The organism is Yersinia vastinensis (genome assembly GCF_902726565.1).
In the GTDB taxonomy this organism is placed as follows: domain Bacteria; phylum Pseudomonadota; class Gammaproteobacteria; order Enterobacterales; family Enterobacteriaceae; genus Yersinia; species Yersinia vastinensis.
Genome location: NZ_CACVAF010000006.1, coordinates 194,314 through 217,002 on the forward strand (window position 1 = coordinate 194,314; position 22,689 = coordinate 217,002).

Consider the following 22,689-nt stretch of genomic DNA (forward strand, 5'->3'; position numbering starts at 1 on the left):
TATCAAGAAAAGTCTAGTTTGGCACGAAAATTGTTTGAAGTGGTTGTTTGTCGTGGACTTGATGTTTTCATCTCGATAATGCAGGGGACTCTCCCGACTGAAACACATGTCTCAGTCGGGATTATAAGGTTATTACTATTACTTATCTTCTATATTAGGCAGTAAGGCAGTAAATATCCCCAGTAATGGTAAGAATGCACATATTTGGTAAACCAATTCGATACTGGTTAAATCAGCAACATACCCTAGTACAGCCGCACCTAACCCCCCCATACCGAAAGCAAAACCGAAGAATAAACCAGAAACCATACCGACTTTTCCTGGGATCAGCTCTTGCGCGTACACCAGTATGGCCGAGAAGGCCGATGCGAGGATTACACCAATGATCACGGTTAAAATCCCAATCCAATACAAAGATGCATAGGGTAAAATGAGTGTAAATGGCGCTACGCCTAAGATTGACCCCCAAATAACATATTTTCTCCCAATCCGATCGCCAAGAGGGCCGCCAATAATAGTGCCAGCGGCTACGGCAAAGAGGAAAACAAACAAATGTATCTGGGCGTTTTGTACCGAAACTCCAAACTTATGCATCAGATAAAAGGTGTAATAGCTGCTGATACTAGTCAAATAGAAGTATTTAGAGAATATCAGCACCATCAAGATAGCTAATGTGCTAATAACTGTCTTTTTTGGCAGTACTTTTGCCGATGAGACTTTTATGGCTTTGCCATGGCTGGCTCTTTGTTGTTGCTGATACCATTTACTGACTTGCAGTAGCACCACGATCGCCAGTAATGCCGCGAGTGAGAACCAACCAACGTTGCCTTTACCATAAGGTGCAATCAGAATTGCGGCTAGCAGTGGGCCAAGAGCACTACCGAAGTTGCCACCAACTTGAAAAATGGATTGAGCCATACCATGACGCCCACCAGAGGCCATCCGGGCGACTCGCGAAGATTCTGGGTGGAATACTGAAGAGCCGGTCCCGACCAACGCCGCTGCCAGTAAAACCACAGGGAAAGTCGTGGCAACAGCCAACAACAAAATACCTGATAGGGTAAATCCCATACCGATGGGCAATGAGTAGGGTTGTGGATGTTTATCTGTATACAGGCCAATCAATGGCTGTAACAGTGAGGCGGTAAGCTGGTAAGTCAGAGTAATTAACCCGATTTGGGCAAAACTCAGTGAAAACTCGGCTTGTAAGAGAGGATAAATCGCCAAAATCAGCGATTGAATCATATCGTTGAGCAAGTGAGATACGCTGATCGCACCTAAAATAGAGAATGAGGTGCGTTTTACGGAGGCAGTAACGGAGGGTGGGAATTCCGTCTCAGAGCGATCGGTCATAGTGAGTATTCGCCTAATAATTTTCACTGTTAATAATATGTTGGTAACGAATACATATTATGCAGTTCGGACGATTTTTACTACTCCTGACATTCTTTGATATCTATTCCAAAGTTATGAAATTGATAGCGGCACTATCATATTACAATACAAAGTGTGTCACAGTATGGTCTTGATTTATCGTGGTATTAATATATACCACTCAAACTTCACTCATTAGACTGGCATTGATGGTGTCGGTTTTTAACGACAATATGGAGATTTGCCATGCGTTTTTCATTACCGACCACCGCCTGTGCTTTGGCTGTGTCGCTGGCGTTTACACCGGGATGGGCCGCTGCGTGGGAAAAAGACAAAACCTACGACATCACCATTTTGCATACTAATGACCACCATGGGCATTTTTGGCAAAACGATCACGGTGAGTATGGTCTGGCGGCACAGAAAACGCTTGTTGATGAGATTCGCAAGCAAGTTGCCGCCCAAGGAGGAAGTTTACTGTTACTCTCCGGCGGGGATATCAATACAGGTGTTCCTGAGTCGGATTTGCAAGATGCCGAGCCAGACTTCCGTGGGATGAATCTGGTTGGCTATGATGCGATGGCTATCGGCAATCATGAATTTGATAACCCACTGAGTGTGCTGCGCCAACAGGAGAAGTGGGCGACTTTCCCATTATTGTCGGCCAATATTTATCAGAAAAGTACCCAGCAGCGGTTATTCAAACCCTACACTTTGTTTGATAAACAAGGGGTAAAAATTGCGGTAATTGGACTAACGACTGACGATACAGCAAAGATCGGTAATCCCGAATATTTCACTGATATTGAATTTCGAGTGCCAGCAGTAGAAGCAAAGCAAGTTGTCGATCAGTTAAGAAAAACAGAAAAGCCGGACATTATCATCGCTGCAACCCATATGGGGCATTACGATGATGGTAAGCATGGTTCTAATGCTGCGGGTGATGTCGAGATGGCACGCAGTTTACCAGCAGGCTATTTAGACATGATAGTAGGTGGTCACTCGCAGGATCCGGTTTGTATGGCTAGCGAGAATCATAAACAGGCTGATTATGTACCAGGGACACCTTGCGCCCCCGATCGACAAAATGGCACTTGGATCGTACAAGCCCATGAGTGGGGAAAATATGTTGGCCGAGCTGATTTTACATTCCGCAATGGTGAGCTGAAATTAGTGAGCTATCAGTTAATCCCAATTAATTTGAAGAAAAAAGTCGAGAAAGCTGATGGCACTAGTGAGCGTGTCTTTTATACGCAAGAAATAGCCCAAGACCCATCGATGCTGAAACTGTTGACCCCATTTGAAGAGCAGGGCAAGGCGCAGCTGGAGATTAAAGTGGGGAGTGTGAATGACAAGCTAGAAGGGGATCGCAGCAAAGTCCGTTTCGAGCAAACGAATTTGGCTCGCATGTTATTGGCAGCACAAATGGAACGTGCGGGAGCAGATTTTGCTGTGATGAGTGGTGGCGGTATTCGTGATTCTATCGAAAAAGGTGATATCACCTATAAAGACGTGCTCAAAGTTCAACCATTCGGTAATACTCTGGTTTACGCTGACATGAAAGGGCGTGATGTTGAGAAGTATCTGGCTGTGGTGGCAAATAAAAAAGTAGATTCTGGTGCTTATGCCCAATTTGCCAACGTTAGCCTAGTGGCCGATGGTGAGGGGGTGAGTGATGTCAAAATACAGGGCAAGCTGCTAGACCCAAATAAAACCTATCGTTTGGCAACATTGAATTTTAATGCGTTAGGGGGGGATGGATATCCGAAGATTGATACCCTACCTGGCTATGTCAATACCGGTTTTATCGATGCAGAAGTTCTAAAACAGTATATTGAAAAACACTCTCCACTGGATGCCAGTCAGTATCAGCCGAAAGGTGAGATTGTCTATAAGTAATTAATTGTAACGTGCTGTATTTAATAAAGATGATGTTCAGGTGGTATACTGTGCTTCATCTTTTTTTTCGTCCCCGATAAGCAGAACTTCTTGAGAAGACTGCTGTTTTAGAATAGATTTCGTAAAAGAAAAATTTTTGCTAGCTGTATGCAACAATAATTTCTCACCCATCGATTTTTTGTCCTCATTGAGCAAGGAATTAACTGGTTTTTCTTGCATCCATCCATGGTGATAGTTCATGTCGCGTGTAGCAAAAAATACATTCTGGCTAATGTTGGCACAAATTGGCGGTTTATTTATCCCCTTGATTGAGCTACCTGTGTTGGCTCGAGCTTTGGGGCAACAAGGTTATGGGCAAGTGCTTTATGCTTTGGGGCTAGCATTGACTGCTTCCGTTTTTGTCGAGTTTGGTTTTAATTTCAGCGCAGCACGTAGCGTCGTAAAAGTGAAAGAAGATCGTGCAAGACTAGCTCAACTCGTTACTAACGTATTGGCAGCAAAGCTGCTATTAAGTTCGGTAGTTATTCTTGCCATCGGAGTTTTGATATTTTTCAGTATGGGGGCGACTACGATTCCTCACTATTGGTTTATTTGGGTTTCACTGTTTCTTGTTGCATTTGGTTTTAGTCCACTATGGTACTACGTAGGAATTGAACGGCTAATCTTGCCTTCATTATTAGATCTTGCACTACGCAGCACGGGACTTTTATTTACGATCACTTTGGTTTCATCACCAGAACATGCCCAACGTGTATTAATTATCCAGGCAACGGTTGGAATTCTTAACACCTTTATTCCAACATTTATTATGCTGCGCCAAACGGGCTTGGGGCGAATAAATCTGAATGGTACATGGCAAGTTATTCGTGATAGTTGGGAGCTATTTTTGTACAAAGGTGCTCAAAGTATTATGGGTTCCATTGCTTCAACATTATTAGGTTTTTTAGGTGGTGCTCGTGCTGTTGGTTCGTTTGTCCCTGCGGAAAAACTAATTCGAGCGGCTAGTGGCTTGGCTATTCCGGCTTTAAATGCAGCATTTCCACATCTGGTTAAATTGCAGCGTGACTCAGAACGTACTGCTAAAAAATTAGTCACTATCGCACTAGTGGTAATTTCAATCGCCACTATATTATTCTCAATTACCACTGTATTTGCATCAGCCTGGGTTGTGAATATTGTTTTCGGGCCAGGCTATCAAGATGCTATTAATTTATTAAAAATACTGGTGTGGGTAGTGCCATTTCGTATTAATAGTATGATTTTGGCCGTTTTATGGTTCATTCCTACAGGAAAAGAACGTATTGCCAGCAGAGTGATGATAGCTAATATAAGCCTTATTTGCATGCTTGCTATACTATTAATTCCAACGCTAGGTGGCCTGGGTATGACACTCGCATTTTTGGTGGCCGAGATAATAATGTTCTTGGTGCTAATATTCTTTTTTTGTAGGAATAGATAGTGAATGATTTAACTCTAAGTGTTGTGATTACAACTTATAATCGCCCCGAATTAGTGGTTAGGGCTGTTAATTCCGTAGTGTCACAGAGAAGTCAGAAATATCGTATTGAAATCATAGTTGTTGATGATGCCTCGACATCACTTTTACCCGAATTCAATGTACCTGAACTTATCACTTATCGCATGCCCATCAACGGCGGTCCTGGTTTAGCAAGGATGCAGGGGCTTAAATTATCCCATGCACCTTGGGTATTAATACTAGATGATGACGATGTGATGACATCAGGATCTGTTGAAAAACTTATGCATATTCTTGATGACGAAAATCTTGATTCATATTTAGTAACTATGTTTGCCTGTTCTAACGGGAGTATGAGGGATAAATATCATCTAATTAGTTTTGATGATTATATGTCTGGGTATATTATCGGCGATTTTACGCCTGTCTTTAATAGAGAAAAATTCTTAGCAACAGGGTTAAGCTATCCTCAAACTAGGCTTGGTGGTGAGCATCTATTGTGGTGGCGTATTGCGTTAGATTATAAAGGAATCCCTACCTTTAATATGAAATTAATCGATGTTTCAAATGATGCTCCATCGCGCTTAACTAGTGCTACTACGCAAGTTAAATATTCAGCAGAACATAAAATTCTCGCCGATCTAACATTGTCCCAATTTGGTGAGCGTATATCCAAAGATTATCCAGAGCAATTTCGTCGTATCAGTTTAGCGAGAATTACTTATAGTCTATTAAGTAATGATAAGGCGAGTGCTCGCCGTTATATACTCACGAGTACTATTAGCTTAAGTATGAAGATATCTTTGCTGGTTATCAGCCTTTGTCCTCAGAGTATAATTCGCAAAGCTTTTGTTTTTTATAGGGGTAGATAAAAATCCTACGCAATTATTAAGCCGAGCAGGGCTAGGTTGTTAATTTCTGCTCGGTTTCGTGGCTGTTCATCAATCCCTTTTTGCGATATCAGCAAATGTGCCTTGCAGTAATCGGCATAAATCTGTTGCGGCTAGTTCAATATCTAATCCCCGCTTACCCCCGGAAACAAATATCGTGGCGTATTCTTGTGCTGGGCTATCAATTACCGTGGGGAGGCGTTTTTTTTGCCCCAATGGGCTAATACCCCCCACTAAATATCCGGTGCTGCGCTGTGCCAATTGTGGATCGGCCATTTCAGCCTTCTTTGCCCCCAATGCACGGGCTACTTTTTTCAGGTCAAGTTGGGTGGCGACAGGGGTGACGGCAACGGCTAAATTTTTGGCATCACCATTTAAAGCGACCAGCAATGTCTTATAGACTTGATCGGCATTGAGACCCAATTTTTTAACGGCTTCATCGCCAAAGTTGGTTTCTGCTGCATCGTGGTGATATGGGTGTAGTGTGAAAGGAACTTTTTGTTTTTCCAGCAAAACAACGGCAGGTGTCATAATAAACGTCCAATTAAAAATGAAGATTTATTCAGGTGGATTATCCTACACGGAATCATGGTGACAGGGATAAAAATTAACCGAGCAAAATCAGCATAATGGTTAGGTGCTCCGCGAGTTATGATGAATGTCGGTTGCTAATCTAATCGTCAGGTTGCTACCCTGTATTGGCTGCTCATATTATCCGCAAGGAATGTGGGCGCTTAATAACTAAAATAACGAAAATTCCTCTTTGACTGGCCGATAGCGATATCGGCCATTTTTTTATTGGGCGTTGGATTTTAATAAATCAGGAAGATTCCCTTCGCCATACAAGTGTAGCGCACCGACGGCAATGACATAGCGCCCGGAAGGCAGTTGTTCAAGTTGTCTTTGCCAGCGTTTGTTCCTTTGAATCATCAGAACATCGTACAACCCTTGGCTAAAGGTGGGGGCCAGAGCCGTCAGGTCATTGACTGGATGATGTTCCAGCCACCAGCTAATCATGGTTTGCAGTAAACGGGCATTGGTGTGCCAGTGAGTTAAGGTATCCAGCAGTAACGACATGCCGTTGTCAGGCAATGTTTCCAACAAATCGAGCTGCATCTGCGCACCTTCCAGCTCAATCACGTTTTTGTCCTGTGCTGTCGCCGCTTTCAATAATTGGTAATCGATACCGTATTCCCCTCGTAACCCTAAACGCTGGGCCTGACGGGCCTGAAGCATTAAGGCCACTTGCCATGCTGGCAGAAAGGCCATAGTAAGTGGGTCATTGTCCAGTTCTTCGCAGCGTTGCAAAAATTGTTGATAATGCTCTGCAGATAACCTGTCAATTAATGGTTCATCAAGGCTATCGTTACCAAAGGGAGAGGCTGTATCGGTGATATCAGCTTCGACAATAAGTGCATCAGCCTGATTCAATTTATTGAGTAACTCATGGGGGAGGGGAAACATCCCCTCGGTTCCCATATGGATACTGCCAACCAAGTGAAAATGACGTTCACCAGGTAAAGTCATGTCTAAAGCTGGGTAGGAATAGCTCGCCGGGGCAGTCATGCCCAAAAATTTTGCGAGGCGGCGTAATAATTGGCCCATGTGGTTCCCTTATTAGCGTTTCTTAACATGCTAAACGCTAAGTGGCGCACAAGAAAGGGGTTGTGCGCCATTAGGTTCCTAATTATTGCTTAGGCTTAAACCGCAGTAATCGGTTCGCATTGCTCACAACGGTAATAGATGACAACGCCATCGCCGCCCCTGCCACCACAGGGCTGAGGAGGGTTCCGGTGAAGGGGAACAAAATACCCGCAGCAATCGGAATCCCTAAGGCGTTGTAGAAGAACGCTCCCAGCAGATTTTGTTTCATGTTGCGCAATGTTGCTTTGGAAAGCTCTACTGCATCAGCAACGCCATGCAAACTGTGGCGCATCAAGGTAATAGCGGCGGTTTCAATCGCAATATCACTACCGCCACCCATAGCAATCCCAACATCGGCTTGCGCCAGTGCTGGTGCATCATTGATACCATCGCCAATCATCGCTACTTTGTGTCCGGAAGCTTGCAGTTGCTTAATTGCCTCTGCTTTACCATCAGGCAAGACTCCGGCGATCACCTGATCAATACCCGCTTCTTTAGCAATAGCATTCGCAGTAATAGGGTTATCGCCGGTTAACATCACCAAATTATATCCTTGCTGATGCAATCGTTGCAGGGCACTAACACTGTCACTGCGCAGTGGATCACGAATCGATAACAGTGCCGCGGGTTTGCCTTGTGCCGTCAGAATAACTGGTGTTGCACCACTTTCTGCTTGTTGCTGCATCAATGCTTGCAACTCGCTGGTGTCAATCTGTTGCTCTTCCAGTAGGCGGTTATTCCCCAGCAATAGTGGAATGCCATCCACTTCACCACTGACCCCTAAGCCGCGCAGTGTGCGGAATTGGCACACTGTCGCCAGTGTCAGTCCTTCCGCCCGTTGTAAAATCGCACGAGCCAAGGGGTGATTAGAGCCAGTCTCCAGTGCTGCTGCCCATTCCAGCGCTTGCTGTTCGTTCACGCCATTGAAAGTATGAATGGCAACTACCTGCGGATGCCCTTCGGTCAATGTGCCGGTTTTGTCGAACACTAAAGTATCGAGGTTGCTGGCCTGCTGTAATGCATCAGCATCACGTACCAGAACGCCAAACTCAGCCGCTCGCCCAACACCTGAGATGATCGACATAGGTGTTGCCAGCCCGAGAGCACATGGGCAGGCGATAATCAGTACTGTCGTGGCGACGACCAGGGTATAGACCAACTGTGGTTGTGGGCCGAAGAAATACCAAATCAACCCGGCTATCACCGCAATTGCGACCACGGTTGGAACAAATACCGCAGAGATTCTATCAGCCAGTTTGCCGATTTCCGGTTTACTGCTTTGCGCTTGCCGAACTAATTTGATGATGCGCGCCAACGTTGTTTGGCTGCCGATGGCATTGGCGCGGAACAGTACTGAACCATCCTGAACTTGCGTCCCTGCATGAACCACATCACCAGCCGATTTTTGCTGTGGGATAGGTTCGCCAGTCAACATGGCTTCATCCATCCACACTTCCCCTTGCACAATTTCGCCATCAACCGGGACACGGTCACCCGTAGTCAGACGTAATGTCATGCCTAATTGAACATCCGCCAATGGAATAACTTTCTCACCTTCATCAGTTACCAGCCGAGCGGTCGGAGGGGCTAAATCTAATAAGCGCTCCAGCGCGTTGGATGAGCGCTGTCTGGCGCGCTGCTCCATGGCATGACCAAGGTTAATCAAACCGATGATCATGGCACTGGCTTCGTAGTAAAGATGGCGAGCTTCCATTGGAAAAACGTCTGGCCAGATATTCACCGTAATGGAGTAAACCCAAGCGGCACCTGTCCCCAATGCCACCAAGGTATCCATAGTGGCACTGCCATTCTTCAGACTGACCCAAGCATTACGATAAAAGTGACCACCGGCAAATATCATCACCAGCAGAGTGATTATGCCGACAATCAGCCACGGCGTTTGGGTTTCTGGTGTTAGCGTCATACTGCCGCCAAATAACCCCCATGCCATCAATGGGATACCCAGCAATAGGCCGAGCGCGGCTTGCCATTGGAAGCGCTTCATACTGGCTTGCGACATTTGTTGCTGACGCTCGCGCCGCTCCCCTTCATCTTCAATAATTTCAGCACCATAACCGGCATTCTTCACGGCCGTGATTAAAGCCTCGTGACTCGGATTACCGGTAACCAATGCACTACGTTCGGCAAGATTGACGCGTGCAACTTCAACGCCATCAACACTTTCCAGTGCATTTTGTACTTTAGAGACGCAACTGGCGCAGCTCATCCCCGTGAGCAAGAGTTGGACACTATCGCTATCACTGGCTGGTGGCTCTGCGGCTGTCGTCGATGCGGTTGTTGCCAATGTTGATACTGTCGCTGCCGGAACAGTTGAAGAGGCCGCTGCCAGATGTTCCGGCTGAGATGGGGCTGAGTGAGTCAGCGGCTCAGTTTTTGGGAGTTCAGCCCCTTGCAGGGTAGCGTGATAGCCCGCTTGTTCGACAGCATCAATCAATGTCTGTGCATCTACTTTGCCGTAAATCTTGGCACTGTCGAGGGTCACATCAGCAGCTATCACATCGGGAACTGCCTCCAGAGCTTTTCGGGTGGATTCAGTGCAATGCCCGCAACTCAAGCCCGAGAGTTGTAGTTCAACATCAGGAGTCTGCGCTTCTTCTGCCTGATAACCTGCTTGTTTGATTGTATCAATCAGCGTATTGGTTTCAGCTTCACCGGTCACTTTTGCGTAGTGAACATTCACTTCTGCATGATGGACATCTTCACGGCTTTCTAGCGCTGTTTTCACGCGTTTGGCACAATTCATGCAGGAAAGGCCGTGTAAGGCCAGTACTGTGGTTTGCAACATAGTTAACTCCTTATCGAGTAGGAACCTATCCATAAATTTTGTAGGGATAAGTTTAGTCGGTATTCCCCGTCATATTCCTTATCTATGGCAATAATGGTCTTATTCATTGCCTCTAGTTGTACCGGTTTTATTGAGCTTGAACGTCTTTCATTCCGCTTGACTCGCATGGTTCTTTTCACTAATGATAGAGGTTAAACCTTCCAGCAAGGGGAAGGTCAAGGGGGGAATATGAATATTAGCGATGTCGCAAAAAAAACAGGCTTAACCAGCAAAGCCATTCGCTTTTACGAAGAAAAAAAGCTGATGACGCCGCCGATCCGCACGGATAATGGCTATCGCAGCTACAATGCTAAACATATTGAAGAGTTAACTCTGCTGCGTCAGGCACGGCAGGTTGGCTTCACATTGGATGAATGTCGTGAATTGCTGGCATTGTTTCATAACCCAGCGCGGCATAGTGCGGATGTAAAAGCAGCGACATTGCAAAAAGTCGCCGAAATTGAGCAGCACATTAATGATCTTAATCAGATGCGATTACGCTTATTAGCGTTAGCCGATGAATGCCCTGGTGATGATGGTGCAGATTGCCCGATTATTAATAACTTGGCGGGATGTTGCCACATGAGTGATAAGCAAAAAGTGGTAAGTTAACAAATCAATCGGCGATTAATTTATGTCATTAGCCTCGGCGTATTTAGATAAATACGCCTTTAGATTCAATCATCAGTGATGAATTGTGGGACGGACATGCAAAGTATTGCCTTCCACTAGTATCACTTCAACTTCGGTGCCCACATTCAGCTCCGTCGCACTGTAAATACGCCAACTGCTGTCGCCTACTTTCATACGGCCATAACCGTCAACCGTGGCCTCGGTCAGTGTTGCTCGAGTTCCCAATAATTGATGATTACGCTGGTTCAGCATAGCGGGTTGCGGTTTGGTACGTTTACTTAGCCAATACCACCACAGGATGGCAGAGACTACTGTCAGGACAGAAAACAGCACGCCCTGCATTTCCCAGCTAAAAGGAAATAGCCAGACCAAAATGCCGACGACCACGGCAGCAACACCGCTCCACAACATATAACCACTGGCACCTAGCATCTCAGCGGCCAATAATAAGCCGCCGAGTGAAAGCCAAAACCAGTTTGGATTTGCTGCAATTTCTTCCAGCATGGTTATTTACCCCGGCTGTTTTTACTCTCACCAATCAGTTCTGCAATTCCACCAATAGCGCCCATTAGGTTGCTGGCTTCCAGTGGCATCATAATGACTTTGCTGTTATTGGCAGAGCCAATATGTTGCAGTGCATCGGTATATTTTTGCGCTACAAAGTAGTTAATGGCTTGAATATCACCGGCGGCGATAGCTTCAGAAACCATTTTGGTTGCTTGAGCTTCCGCTTCTGCGGCACGTTCACGCGCTTCAGCCTGTAAGAATGCGGACTGACGCTCACCTTCCGCTTTCAGAATTTGTGACTGTTTTTCACCTTCAGCACGTAAAATCGCGGCCTGACGAACCCCTTCAGCTTCTAGAATATCGGCACGCTTGGTACGTTCAGCTTTCATCTGAGCATTCATCGCTGAAATCAGTTCAGTCGGTGGGCGCACATCACGGATTTCAATTCGCGTGATTTTAATGCCCCACGGGTTGGTGGCTTCATCGACGATATGCAGCAAACGGCTATTGATGTTGTCACGCTGAGACAACATTTCATCCAACTCCATTGAGCCTAAAACAGTACGGAAGTTGGTCATGGTCAGGTTAACGATGGCCAGTTCAAGGTTGCTGACTTCATATGCGGCTTTTACTGGGTCAATTACCTGAATAAAACAGACGGCATCAATTGCCACGTTAGCATTATCGCGGGAGATGATTTCTTGGGATGGGATATCCAGGACCTGCTCCATCATATTGATTTTACGACCAATACGATCCATGAATGGCACAACGATATTCAGACCCGGCATTAGCGTTTTGGTATAGCGACCAAAACGTTCGACCGTCCACTGAAAACCTTGTGGAACAATTTTGATTGAGGAGAAGACCACAATCAGGGCGACAACGATAAGAACAGGGATAACCGTAAACATATTTAACTTCCTGTCAGCAATGAATATTGTTTCTTAATATTACGTGACAGAGCGCTAAATGCCTAACGAAAGGCGGGTAAAAGCGTGTAAATGAGAGAAAGCTTGATTAGGGCAGAATAAAACTGCGCGGGATGGCCTCGCGCAGTCGTAAATAATGGCAACGAATGCCGGTTAAATATGTCAATCAGTACAATAATGCATACAACTGACGACGATATTTAGCTGCCAGTGCATCGCCAGTGCCTAATGCGGCCAAAATATCCATTAATGTCTTACGGGCAGTACCATTGGCGGCAGCTAAGTCTTTCTTCAAGTGCCCCAATAGCAGTTCCAGCGCTTCTTCATTGCGACCAACCTGATGCAATTGCAGTGCTAATTGCACGGCCAGTTCAACGTTATCTGGTTGATCGGCCACTTGCTGCTGTAATTGCTGAATTTCTGGTGTGTCAGCGGCTTGTTTGAGTAGCTCGATTTGTGCAATCAGCCCCTGATAACGTGTATCACGGTCTTGCAGTGGGATTGTCGCCAGTACGCCTTCGGCATCTTCACTGCGATTTAGCAAAATTTGTGCTTCAGCCAATTGCAGCGCGATATCGCTGGTTTGTGGGTTGTGATTTTGCTGCATCAGTTGCCAGGCATCTTTGAGCAATGGCAGAGCGTCTTGCGCATTCCCCTCGCTCATCAAACGTGCCGCTTCTGCCGCTTTTAGCTCTTCTGGTTTTGGCAACACTCGTTGCAGCAATTCGCGAATCACTTCTTCTGGCTGTGGTCCCTGAAAACCATCAACCGGCTGACCATCTTTAAAGAGGTAAACTGCCGGAATGGAGCGTAAACCAAACTGTGATGCGACCATCTGTTGTGCATCGCAATCGACACGCGCCAGAATAAATTGACCAGCATATTCTGCGGCCAGCTTATCCAGTACCGGGGTCAGTTGCAGGCAGTGCTGACTGCGTTCAGACCAAAAATAGAACAGCACGGGCACAGCCATGGATTGTTCTAATGTCTGATGCAGATTCGCTTCGGTAATATCAATCGTTGTAGGTGCTAGCATGACTTATTTCTCTCATCCGTTTTAGCAGTAGATGGGGGCAGATTATGTAGCTTCAACCCTCACGACGCTTATCAAGAATTACCACGCAGGACTTTATCTAACATGCGACCTGGCAATATACGGCGCAGTACTGTCAACGCATGGGCCACTAAGGTGACCGGATAACGTAACTGTGGACGCGGGCTTTCCAATGCGTGGCGTAATTTCGGTAATATAGCCTCTGGCGGTAGTGTAAAGCGTTTTGCAATGCCGGGATTGTTCACCGGTTTGTCGGCTTCGGCCTGGTTAACATTTTGCGTAAAATGGGTGCTTATCGGGCCAGGCTCAATCAGACTGACTTGAATTCCACTGCCGTGTAGTTCCATACGTAATGCATCTGACCAAGCCTCCAGAGCGTATTTACTGGCAGCATAGGCGCCACGACCCGCAGTTGAAACCAACCCCATAACGGAACTGGTTTGAATAATGCGGCCTTCGCTGTGAGGCAGCATCGCGGGTAGCAGCAACTGTGTCAGTTGGTGAGTACCAAACAAGTTGGTTGAGAATTGTTTCTCCAACTGCTGGCGCGAGATGGTATGTAACGGTCCGTAGAGGCCAAAACCTCCGTTGTTGAACAAGGCATACAAGCGTCCACCAGTCAGCTCGATAACTTGTGCCGCAGCACGCTCGACACTGTCACTGTCATCCAAATCCAGTTCAATACCTTCCAGACCCATCTGCGTCATTTTTACCACGTCATCGGGTTTACGGCAGGCCGCGAGTACGCGATAACCGCGGTTTTTCAAATCTTTCGCCGCAACCAGGCCGATACCACTGGAACAACCGGTAATTAATACTGCTTTTTGCATAACTTTACCTAGTGAATGAATCTATTTGTTTAAACAAATGTTATACCTTTCATCTTTCAAATTGCCGGTGTGTTGGCTGTTCTCGCTCACCCGAATCACTTGACTTCGTAAGCTCATCGGGATTATCTCCCTTGCCGCCTGCCTGCATTTTGAAATCTATCAGGTAGAGTATTCATACTAATGACTAACTAACGGCTTGAGTTGTTGCGCCATCCAATCAGCGATAAAAGGTTGCGCTTCTGCGTTAGGATGTAAACCATCATCCTGCATCCACTCAGGCTTTACGGCAACGTGTTCCATAAAGAATGGGACAAGCGGGATGCCAAATTGTTGTGCCAATTGCGGATACATTGCGGTGAAGGCCTCAGTATAACGGCGGCCATAGTTAGGCGGAATGCGGATTTGCATCAATAATGGTTGGGCTTTCGCTTCCTTGACCAGATTGATAATTTGTGTGAGATCCCGTTGAATATCCTGCGTTGGAAAACCGCGTAGGCCGTCATTGGCACCCAATTCAATCAATACCCAGCGCGGCTGATGTTGCTTGAGCAGCGCGGGCAGGCGAGCTAAACCTTGTGCCGCCGTATCACCACTGATACTGGCGTTGATGACCTTTGGCAATGAGGGCGTGGCCTGCCATGTTTTATCCAGCCGTGAAGGCCATGCTTCGGCAATGGGCAAGCGGTAGCCGGCGCTTAAACTGTCGCCGAGAATCAAAAGTGTGTCGGTTGCGGCGGCACGCAAACTGAATAATCCCAACAGTAATAGGAAGGGAAGATGCCAGCGGAAAACGTTCTTGAAGTTCATCATCTTAATAAACACGTCGGTCAGGGTGAGCAACAGCTCTCCATCCTTACCGGAGTTGAGCTGGTTGTCAAACCCGCTCAGACAATTGCGCTTATTGGTGAGTCAGGTTCAGGCAAATCAACTTTGCTGGGAATTCTGGCAGGGCTGGATGATGGCAGTAGTGGTGAGGTGAGTCTGCTCGGCCAGTCCTTGACCGCAATGGATGAAGAAGGGCGGGCGCAGTTGCGCGCAAAAAACGTCGGTTTTGTGTTTCAGTCATTTATGTTGGTGCCAACACTCAATACATTGGAAAACGTTCAGCTTCCAGCGTTGTTGCGCGGCGAAAGTGAGCGCGAAAGTAAAGTGCACGCCATTGAACTGTTAAAACAGGTGGGGCTGGAGAAACGTCTGCACCACCTTCCTGCCCAACTTTCTGGCGGTGAACAGCAGCGTGTGGCGCTGGCGCGGGCTTTCAGTGGCCGACCCAAAATACTTTTTGCCGATGAACCCACCGGTAATCTTGATAGACACACCGGCGATCGCATTGCCGACTTGCTGTTTTCCCTTAATCGGGATTACGACACCACGCTTATTCTCGTCACCCATGATGTGCAACTGGCTGGCCGTTGTCAGCGTCGGCTGCGCTTACAGGACGGTAAATTGTGGGAGGAAGCATGATCTGGCGGTGGTTTTGGCGTGAGTGGCGCTCACCCTCACTGCTGATTGTCTGGCTGGCATTAACACTGGCGGTGGCTTGCGTATTGGCACTGGGCAGTATTAGTGATCGGATGGAGCAAGGGCTGAGTCAGCAGAGCCGTGATTTTCTGGCAGGTGATAGAGTTCTGAGATCATCTCATCCCGTCCCCGAAAGTTGGTTGCAAGAAGCGCAAAAACAGGGGCTGGTTATCAGTCGTCAGCTTTCGTTTATGACCATGACCTTTGCCGGTGACCGGCCACAGCTGGCGGATGTGAAGGCCACTGACTTAGCCTATCCGCTGTATGGCGAGTTAGAAACCTTACCACCTCAAGTCAAACTTGAGCCGGGTACGGCACTGGTGGCCCCACGGTTGCTAGCCCTGTTGGGCGTTAAGGTAGGTGACACCCTTGAAGTGGGGGATACGTCCCTGAAAATCATTGGTGAAGTGATTCAGGAGCCAGATTCGGGGTTTAATCCATTCCAAACGGCCCCACGTATTTTGATCAATCTGAGCGATGTAGAAAAAACCGGAGCAATACAACCGGGGAGCCGTTTAAGTTATCGCTATATGTTTGCAGGCCCGCCAGATGCGGTTACGCAATTTAGTGATTGGCTCACACCGCAACTGACACCTGATCAGCGTTGGTATGGTTTACAAGAATCCGGTGGTGCGTTGGGGAAATCACTGCAACGTGCGCAACAGTTCTTGCTGTTATCGGCATTATTGACGTTGTTGTTGTCCATTGCTGCTGTTGCTGTGGCGATGGGGCACTATTGCCGCAGCCGCTACTCTCTGGTGGCGGTGCTGAAAACATTGGGGGCCGGGCGCAGTGCATTACGGCGGTTGATTATTGGTCAGTGGTTCTCTGTTCTGGTGTTGGCAGGCCTGTGTGGCAGTGTGATTGGGCTGCTGTTTGAGAAAATATTAATCCGCTTATTGTCCCCGGTATTACCGGCAGCATTGCCAGCGGCTGGTCTATGGCCATGGGTATGGTCAATGGGATCGCTGGTATTGATTTCGCTACTGGTGGGAATTCGCCCTTATCGGCAACTGCTGGCGACTCAACCTTTGCGAGTTTTGCGCCGCGATGTCTCTGCTAATGTTTGGCCGCTTCGTTACTTTATTCCAGCCATGATCGTAGTTGTGGTGGGGTTATTGGCCTTACTCATGGGCGGAAACACGCTGCTATGGGCGATTCTTGGCGGTATGGTGGTGTTGGCGTTGTTGTTGGGGGTGATTGGCTGGGGCGGTTTATTGCTACTCCGCCGCTTGACGATCACTCGTCTGTCACTCCGGCTGGCTATCAACCGGTTATTGCGCCAACCTTGGATGACACTGACTCAACTGGCGGCATTCTCACTGTCGTTTATGTTATTGGCTTTATTATTGGTGCTGCGCGGCGATCTATTAGATCGTTGGCAACAACAGTTGCCACCCGATAGCCCGAATTATTTTCTGCTAAATATCACGCCGCAGCAGGTGCCACAAGTCACGGAGTTCCTTACACAGCATCAAATAACGCCGTCGACTTTCTATCCTATTGTCCGGGTGCGTTTAACGGAGATTAACCAACAACTGGCCACGGAGCGTGTACATGAAGACGACCCTGGCGGCGAGGCGGTTAACCGTGAGTTGAATCTGACTTGGCAGCAGGATTTACCTGCACACAATATTTTGACTGCGGGGCAGTGGCCACCGAAGGAAAATGAAGTCTCGATGGAGCAGGGGATTGCTGATCGACTAGGAATTAAAATCGGCGATAAACTGACATTCAGCGGCGATACTCAATCATTTGAGGCAACGGTGAGTAGTATTCGCCAAGTGGATTGGGAAAGTCTGCGTCCTAATTTTTACTTTATTTTCCCGCCGGGCGCACTGGATAACCAGCCGCAAACTTGGCTGACCAGCTTCCGCTATCAGGGGGATGGAGAGGTTCTGACGCAATTAAATCGCCAATTCCCAACACTCAGTTTGCTGGATATCGGCGCGATGCTGAAACAAGTCGGGCAGGTGCTGCAACAGGTCAGTCGTGCACTGGAAGTCATGGTGGTTTTGGTGATTATTTGTGGCACCTTGCTGCTGTTGGCTCAGGTGCAGGTCGGCATGCGCCAGCGCCGTCAGGAGCTGGTGGTCTATCGCACACTCGGAGCAAGTAAACGCTTACTGCGAGGTACATTGTGGTGGGAGTTTGCGCTATTGGGGTTGGTTGCGGGTCTTGCAGCGGCCATCGGCGCAGAAGCCGCACTCTGGGCATTACAGCGGTTAGTGTTTGATTTCCCGTGGCAACCTAATTGGGTGATGTGGTGGCTATTGCCACTGGCGGCCGCGCTCTTGCTGTCTCTTTGTGGCGGATGGCTAGGCGCGAGGTTATTACAGGGGCGGGCGTTGTTCCGCAATGACGAAATTTAGGAGCATCGCGGGCAGCCTCTGCCGCCCGCGATTTATTTATAACTTCGCCTGTGCCCAACGTAGAGCATTCTGATATTCAGTAGGCAGCAAAGGCGCTAATGCGGCCAGTGCGGTACTCAGTGCTGCGCCATCGGGATCATTTAAATTCAAATGACCCACTTTACGCCCGTCACGCACCTCTTTTTCATACCAATGCAGATGTACTAATGGCAGCGATAACCACTCGGTATTCACTGGCGTACCAATCAGATTGACCATGGCTGATGGGGTATTCACTACCGGCGTTGGCAACGGTAAATCTAAAATAGCGCGCAAATGCAGCTCAAACTGGCTGATAGAAGCCCCATTCTGAGTCCAGTGACCGCTGTTATGCACTCGTGGTGCCAGTTCATTGATCAGTAAACTGTCCCCGACAATAAAGCACTCCACCGCCATCACACCGACATAATTCAGCTCATCCATAATGGCTGACAGCATCTTTTCAGCTTGCTGCTGTAGACGGCTATTTGGCTGTGGCAAGGCTACGCTCATGCGTAGGATGCCATCCTCATGCAGGTTATGAGTGAGTGGGTAAAAGACAGATTTACCTTGATGGCTACGTGCGCCCACCAAAGAGACTTCGCCGGAAAAATTGATGCCTTGTTCAACAATACATTCGCCATAAGCATCAGCAGGCAAGGTGTTTTGCTCGCCAGCACGTATACGCCATTGACCACGTCCGTCATAGCCGCCGACTCGACGTTTCACGATGGCTAATTCACCTAGCGTGGCGAAGACTTGTGGCCACTCGCTGGCACTGGCCAATAATTGCCATGGCGCTGTCGCCAAATTCAGGCTGTCGAGTAACTGCTTTTGTGTCAGACGATCAGCCAGGCGCGGGAAAATATCGCGGTTAACAAAAGCGGTGTGTGTGGCGAGTTCGCGAGTCAGGGCGGTTTCTGGCCAGCGCTCAATCTCAGCGGTGATAACACTGTGCTGATAAGGTACGGCTTCCGGTTCAGCATCCAAACCTACCGGATAAACAGCAATACCCAGAGGCTCGCCAGCTTGACGCAGCATGCGCCCTAACTGACCGTTGCCTAATACGCAAACGGGTTTCATGCTTTCACCTGTGAATTCGGCATTGGTAGATCTGATTCCCGTGGGTCTGGGTTATCTAACACTTCGTCAGTTTGGCTTTTACGCCAATCGGCTAGACGCTCTGCTAACTTGTGGTCATGTAACGCCAGTATTTGAGCTGCTAGTAAGGCCGCGTTCGCTGCCCCTGCTTTACCAATCGCCAGCGTTCCCACCGGAATACCGCGCGGCATTTGCACAATAGAATACAGGCTATCGACGCCACTTAATGCGGCACTTTGTACTGGAACCCCTAAAACCGGCACCAATGTTTTTGCTGCCAGCATACCCGGCAGGTGAGCTGCACCTCCCGCGCCAGCAATAATGACATGTAAGCCATTGGCATCCGCTTGTTCGGCGAAACTGAACAGTTTGTCAGGGGTTCGGTGTGCAGAAACAACTTCGACATGAAACGGAACATTGAGCGTGGTGAGCACGTCGGCGGCGAACTGCATGGTGGCCCAGTCACTCTTGGACCCCATTACGATAGCGATTTTAACCCCGGCTGCATAAGCCGAATCGAGGTTGGCTCCCATGGGTGTAAAGCTCCTGTAATTGCGCAAGCGTCGGCCAGAACGACTTGATATAAATCGTGACTGGCGAAGAGGGCGTAGAGCATATCATGAGCCAAAGGCAAGGAAAACGGTTGCGTCGCGGCTTTTAGCGGGATTTACCGGTTTTTTTATCTATGGGGATGCTGTCGTGATTTATAACGATGTCTGATTAAAAGGGGAATTTAATCAACTCGACGCTCTCTTTAGTGACTTTTACCATCGACCCTTCAACATGCCAAGCTCCTAAAACGACTCGATGGGCTGTTGTTGTTGGCAATTCTACAGTATGAACTGCAGGGCGATGGGTATGTCCATGAATCATCCAACTGACATTATTACGCTGAAAAGTGTCCACCACAGCCTGTGGATTAACATCCATAATCAGTTGCGATTTACCGGTGTTATTTTGCTGACTTTGGCCGCGCATATAAACTGCTATTCGCAAGCGAAAGCGCAAAGGGAGCCACAGGAATAATTTTTGGATCAGTGGGTTGTGCACTCGGCGGCGAAAATGTTGATAGTCAGCATCATCAGTACACAGAGTATCTCCGTGTAAAATCACAATACGGCGGTCATACAATTCGACCACTTTTTCTTCGGGCAGTAAGATCATGCCACTTTCAGCCGCAAAGCGTTTACCGAGCAAAAAATCGCGGTTGCCGTGAATAAAGTAGCAGGGTACACCCTGTTGCTGGAGGGATTTTAATGCAGCAGCGACTTGCCGATACAAAGGTTCGGGGTCATCGTCGCCAATCCAAGACTCAAATAAATCACCCAGAATATAGAGGGCATCAGCATGAATAGCTTCACGCTGTATAAAATGCAGGAAACCGGCAGTGATTGCCGGTTCCTGAACACTAAGATGCAAGTCTGCGATAAAAAGCGTGCTCATTAAGCCGTTATTACTCGCTAACAGTAACGCTTTTAATGATCACATCTTCTTTCGGCACATCTTGATGCATACCGCTGCGGCCAGTTGAAACGTTTTTGATTTTATCAACCACGTCCATGCCTTCAACAACTTCAGCGAATACACAGTATCCCCAGCCATCTGGGCGCTCTGAACGGAAGTTCAGGAAGTCGTTATCTGCAACGTTAATAAAGAACTGAGCAGTGGCAGAGTGCGGATCATTAGTACGTGCCATTGCCAAGGTGCCGCGGGTGTTTTTCAGACCGTTGTTGGCTTCGTTCTTGATAGGAGCATCAGTATTCTTCTGGTTCATGCCGGGCTCAAAACCACCGCCTTGAATCATGAAACCATCGATAACACGGTGGAAGATAGTGTTATCATAGAAACCTTTACGGCAGTAGTTCAGGAAGTTTTCAACGGTAACCGGCGCTTTATCGGCGAAGGTGTTGATGACGATATCGCCATGATTAGTATGAAACGTGACCATAATAATGTTCCTGCTAGTGTAATAAGTGTACTCACAAATGAGCCGTAACTCTTTAGACGGCTCTTATATCATATCTCTGAGATTGAGTCAGCACTCGAAACGCCGCCAAGATGTGCGAAAAAGTACTGTATCAGAGGCTGATTTGCCTCATAATCTAATGATATCCTATTAAACCATGCGTACCGCAAAAACAAAAACCACGGAATGTCCCGATGCTAAAGATTTTTAATACACTGAGTCGCCAAAAAGAGGAATTCAAGCCAATCCATGCCGGTAAAATTGGTATGTACGTGTGCGGGATCACCATTTATGACCTGTGTCACATCGGGCATGGGCGCACTTTTGTGGCTTTCGACGTTGTTGCGCGTTATTTGCGTTATTTAGGTTACTCTTTGACCTATGTTCGTAATGTCACGGATGTCGATGATAAGATCATTAAACGTGCGATTGAGAACAATGAAACCTGCGAGCAGCTCACGACGCGGATGTTGGCCGAAATGCACAAAGATTTCGATGCCCTGAATCTTGAGCGCCCAGATTTAGAACCACGAGCTACGCATCATATTCCCGAAATCATTGAGTTGACTGAGCGTTTGATCGCCCGTGATCACGCCTATGTGGCTTCAAATGGTGATGTTATGTTCGCTGTCGACAGTGATCCTGACTATGGCGTGTTGTCTCGTCAGGATCTGGACCAATTGCAGGCGGGAGCACGGGTTGAAGTTGCTGATGTTAAACGCAATCCGATGGATTTTGTTTTATGGAAGATGTCCAAACCCGGAGAGCCTAGCTGGGAATCACCTTGGGGTCCGGGCCGCCCTGGTTGGCATATTGAGTGCTCTGCCATGAATGGCAAGCAGTTAGGGGCACATTTCGACATTCATGGGGGGGGCTCAGATTTGATGTTCCCACATCATGAAAATGAAATTGCGCAATCTACCTGTGCGCATGATGGCCCCTACGTTAATTACTGGATGCATTCCGGTATGGTGATGATCGATAAAGAGAAAATGTCGAAATCACTGAATAACTTTTTCACTATCCGTGATGTACTGGCTTATTACGATGCTGAGACTGTGCGCTATTTCCTGATGTCAGGGCACTATCGCAGCCAGCTTAATTACAGCGAAGAAAATCTCAAACAAGCGCGAGCTTCATTAGAGCGTCTCTATACTGCGTTACGTGGTACAGATGCAAGCGCAGCCCCAGCCGGTGGCGCTGAATTTGAAGCGCGTTTCCGCGCCGCTATGGATGATGATTTCAATACGCCAGAAGCCTACTCAGTGTTGTTTGATATCGCCCGCGAAGTGAACCGCCTGAAAACCGAAGATATCGCTGCGGCGAATGGTTTAGCAGCGGAACTGCGCAAACTGGCCCGTGTGCTGGGCTTGTTGGAACAGGATCCTGAACTGTTCTTACAAAGTGGTGCGAAGACTGACGACGATGAAGTGGCAAAAATTGAAGCTCTGATTAAGCAACGCAATGATGCTCGCAGCAGCAAAGATTGGGCATTGGCCGATTCTGCTCGTGATCAACTCAATGAGCTGGGCATCGTGCTGGAAGATGGTCCACAAGGAACGACTTGGCGTCGCAAATAGCCGGGCGAATTAGGCAATAAGATAAAAAAATTGCGGTTCTGGTGCT

General features: G+C 47.7%; 21 protein-coding genes. 7 read left to right on the forward strand and 14 right to left on the reverse strand.

Features of this window, described 5'->3' with window-relative positions:
• Positions 1 to 138: 138 nt before the first annotated feature.
• Positions 139 to 1,353, reverse strand: coding sequence for an MFS transporter RosA (locus HUZ92_RS11080; protein WP_050099068.1), 1,215 nt, complete (start codon positions 1,351 to 1,353; stop codon positions 139 to 141).
• 267 nt (positions 1,354 to 1,620) lie between these two features.
• Between HUZ92_RS11080 and ushA the strand changes: the two genes are divergently transcribed.
• The gene (ushA, locus tag HUZ92_RS11085; protein WP_050296021.1) at positions 1,621 to 3,273 is read left to right on the forward strand and encodes a bifunctional UDP-sugar hydrolase/5'-nucleotidase UshA; all 1,653 of its coding nucleotides are present in this window, start codon (positions 1,621 to 1,623) and stop codon (positions 3,271 to 3,273) included.
• Between the two features lie 36 nt (positions 3,274 to 3,309).
• Here ushA and HUZ92_RS11090 read toward each other — a convergent pair whose 3' ends face one another.
• On the reverse strand, positions 3,310 to 3,492 hold the full coding sequence (locus HUZ92_RS11090; RefSeq protein ID WP_050139903.1) for a hypothetical protein: 183 nt from the start codon (positions 3,490 to 3,492) through the stop codon (positions 3,310 to 3,312).
• Between the two features lie 19 nt (positions 3,493 to 3,511).
• Here HUZ92_RS11090 and HUZ92_RS11095 point away from each other — a divergent pair, with 19 nt between their 5' ends.
• Together HUZ92_RS11095 and HUZ92_RS11100 are read left to right on the forward strand one after the other, a co-directional pair.
• A complete protein-coding gene (locus HUZ92_RS11095) occupies positions 3,512 to 4,732 on the forward strand; it encodes an oligosaccharide flippase family protein (protein WP_050139902.1) in 1,221 nt (406 codons plus the stop codon).
• Complete coding sequence (locus HUZ92_RS11100; RefSeq protein ID WP_164908369.1) at positions 4,732 to 5,622, forward strand: glycosyltransferase family 2 protein; 891 nt, start codon at positions 4,732 to 4,734, stop codon at positions 5,620 to 5,622. Before HUZ92_RS11095 ends, HUZ92_RS11100 begins: the two co-directional genes overlap by 1 nt.
• A 69-nt stretch (positions 5,623 to 5,691) precedes the next feature.
• Here the strand turns inward: HUZ92_RS11100 and ybaK are convergent, their stop codons facing one another.
• From ybaK to copA, 3 genes are all read right to left on the reverse strand, one after another.
• A complete protein-coding gene (gene ybaK, locus HUZ92_RS11105; protein ID WP_050099065.1) occupies positions 5,692 to 6,171 on the reverse strand; it encodes a Cys-tRNA(Pro)/Cys-tRNA(Cys) deacylase YbaK in 480 nt (159 codons plus the stop codon).
• Between the two features lie 264 nt (positions 6,172 to 6,435).
• A complete protein-coding gene (locus HUZ92_RS11110) occupies positions 6,436 to 7,245 on the reverse strand; it encodes a TraB/GumN family protein (protein WP_050099063.1) in 810 nt (269 codons plus the stop codon).
• An 82-nt stretch (positions 7,246 to 7,327) separates the two neighbouring features.
• The gene (copA, locus tag HUZ92_RS11115) at positions 7,328 to 10,090 is read right to left on the reverse strand and encodes a copper-exporting P-type ATPase CopA (protein WP_050139900.1); all 2,763 of its coding nucleotides are present in this window, start codon (positions 10,088 to 10,090) and stop codon (positions 7,328 to 7,330) included.
• A 228-nt stretch (positions 10,091 to 10,318) separates the two neighbouring features.
• On the opposite strand from copA, the gene cueR reads away from it, so the two are divergent.
• Positions 10,319 to 10,741: a Cu(I)-responsive transcriptional regulator gene (cueR, locus tag HUZ92_RS11120; RefSeq protein WP_050099060.1), complete on the forward strand. Its 423-nt coding sequence runs from the start codon at positions 10,319 to 10,321 to the stop codon at positions 10,739 to 10,741.
• A 72-nt stretch (positions 10,742 to 10,813) separates the two neighbouring features.
• Here cueR and HUZ92_RS11125 read toward each other — a convergent pair whose 3' ends face one another.
• The 5 genes from HUZ92_RS11125 to tesA form a co-directional block, all read right to left on the reverse strand.
• Positions 10,814 to 11,266, reverse strand: a complete 453-nt coding sequence (locus tag HUZ92_RS11125; RefSeq protein ID WP_050296018.1) for an NfeD family protein — start codon at positions 11,264 to 11,266, stop codon at positions 10,814 to 10,816.
• A 2-nt stretch (positions 11,267 to 11,268) separates the two neighbouring features.
• Positions 11,269 to 12,183, reverse strand: coding sequence for an SPFH domain-containing protein (locus HUZ92_RS11130; protein ID WP_005158246.1), 915 nt, complete (start codon positions 12,181 to 12,183; stop codon positions 11,269 to 11,271).
• A 184-nt stretch (positions 12,184 to 12,367) separates the two neighbouring features.
• On the reverse strand, positions 12,368 to 13,237 hold the full coding sequence (locus tag HUZ92_RS11135; RefSeq protein ID WP_050139879.1) for a co-chaperone YbbN: 870 nt from the start codon (positions 13,235 to 13,237) through the stop codon (positions 12,368 to 12,370).
• A 71-nt stretch (positions 13,238 to 13,308) separates the two neighbouring features.
• A complete protein-coding gene (locus HUZ92_RS11140; protein ID WP_050099055.1) occupies positions 13,309 to 14,085 on the reverse strand; it encodes an SDR family oxidoreductase in 777 nt (258 codons plus the stop codon).
• 177 nt (positions 14,086 to 14,262) lie between these two features.
• Positions 14,263 to 14,892, reverse strand: a complete 630-nt coding sequence (tesA, locus tag HUZ92_RS11145) for a multifunctional acyl-CoA thioesterase I/protease I/lysophospholipase L1 (RefSeq protein ID WP_050099246.1) — start codon at positions 14,890 to 14,892, stop codon at positions 14,263 to 14,265.
• On the opposite strand from tesA, the gene ybbA reads away from it, so the two are divergent.
• Both ybbA and ybbP read left to right on the forward strand, forming a co-directional pair.
• Positions 14,863 to 15,549: a putative ABC transporter ATP-binding protein YbbA gene (gene ybbA, locus HUZ92_RS11150; protein WP_050099054.1), complete on the forward strand. Its 687-nt coding sequence runs from the start codon at positions 14,863 to 14,865 to the stop codon at positions 15,547 to 15,549. The genes tesA and ybbA overlap by 30 nt on opposite strands.
• Complete coding sequence (gene ybbP, locus HUZ92_RS11155) at positions 15,546 to 17,978, forward strand: putative ABC transporter permease subunit YbbP (protein ID WP_050296016.1); 2,433 nt, start codon at positions 15,546 to 15,548, stop codon at positions 17,976 to 17,978. The genes ybbA and ybbP overlap by 4 nt, the downstream gene beginning before the upstream one ends.
• A 36-nt stretch (positions 17,979 to 18,014) precedes the next feature.
• On the opposite strand, the gene purK is transcribed toward ybbP, so the two are convergent.
• The 4 genes from purK to ppiB form a co-directional block, all read right to left on the reverse strand.
• Positions 18,015 to 19,079: a 5-(carboxyamino)imidazole ribonucleotide synthase gene (gene purK, locus HUZ92_RS11160; protein ID WP_145579592.1), complete on the reverse strand. Its 1,065-nt coding sequence runs from the start codon at positions 19,077 to 19,079 to the stop codon at positions 18,015 to 18,017.
• Complete coding sequence (purE, locus tag HUZ92_RS11165; protein ID WP_050099051.1) at positions 19,076 to 19,630, reverse strand: 5-(carboxyamino)imidazole ribonucleotide mutase; 555 nt, start codon at positions 19,628 to 19,630, stop codon at positions 19,076 to 19,078. Before purE ends, purK begins: the two co-directional genes overlap by 4 nt.
• 187 nt (positions 19,631 to 19,817) lie before the next feature.
• Entirely contained in the window at positions 19,818 to 20,540 is a 723-nt protein-coding gene (locus tag HUZ92_RS11170) for a UDP-2,3-diacylglucosamine diphosphatase (protein ID WP_050099049.1), read from the reverse strand.
• Positions 20,541 to 20,550: 10 nt separating this feature from the next.
• Positions 20,551 to 21,045 carry a peptidylprolyl isomerase B gene (ppiB, locus tag HUZ92_RS11175; protein WP_050099046.1) on the reverse strand — a complete coding sequence of 165 codons (495 nt, stop codon included), beginning with the start codon at positions 21,043 to 21,045 and terminating at the stop codon, positions 20,551 to 20,553.
• A gap of 212 nt (positions 21,046 to 21,257) precedes the next feature.
• Between ppiB and cysS the strand changes: the two genes are divergently transcribed.
• Positions 21,258 to 22,643, forward strand: a complete 1,386-nt coding sequence (gene cysS, locus HUZ92_RS11180; RefSeq protein WP_050139876.1) for a cysteine--tRNA ligase — start codon at positions 21,258 to 21,260, stop codon at positions 22,641 to 22,643.
• Positions 22,644 to 22,689: the final 46 nt, after the last annotated feature.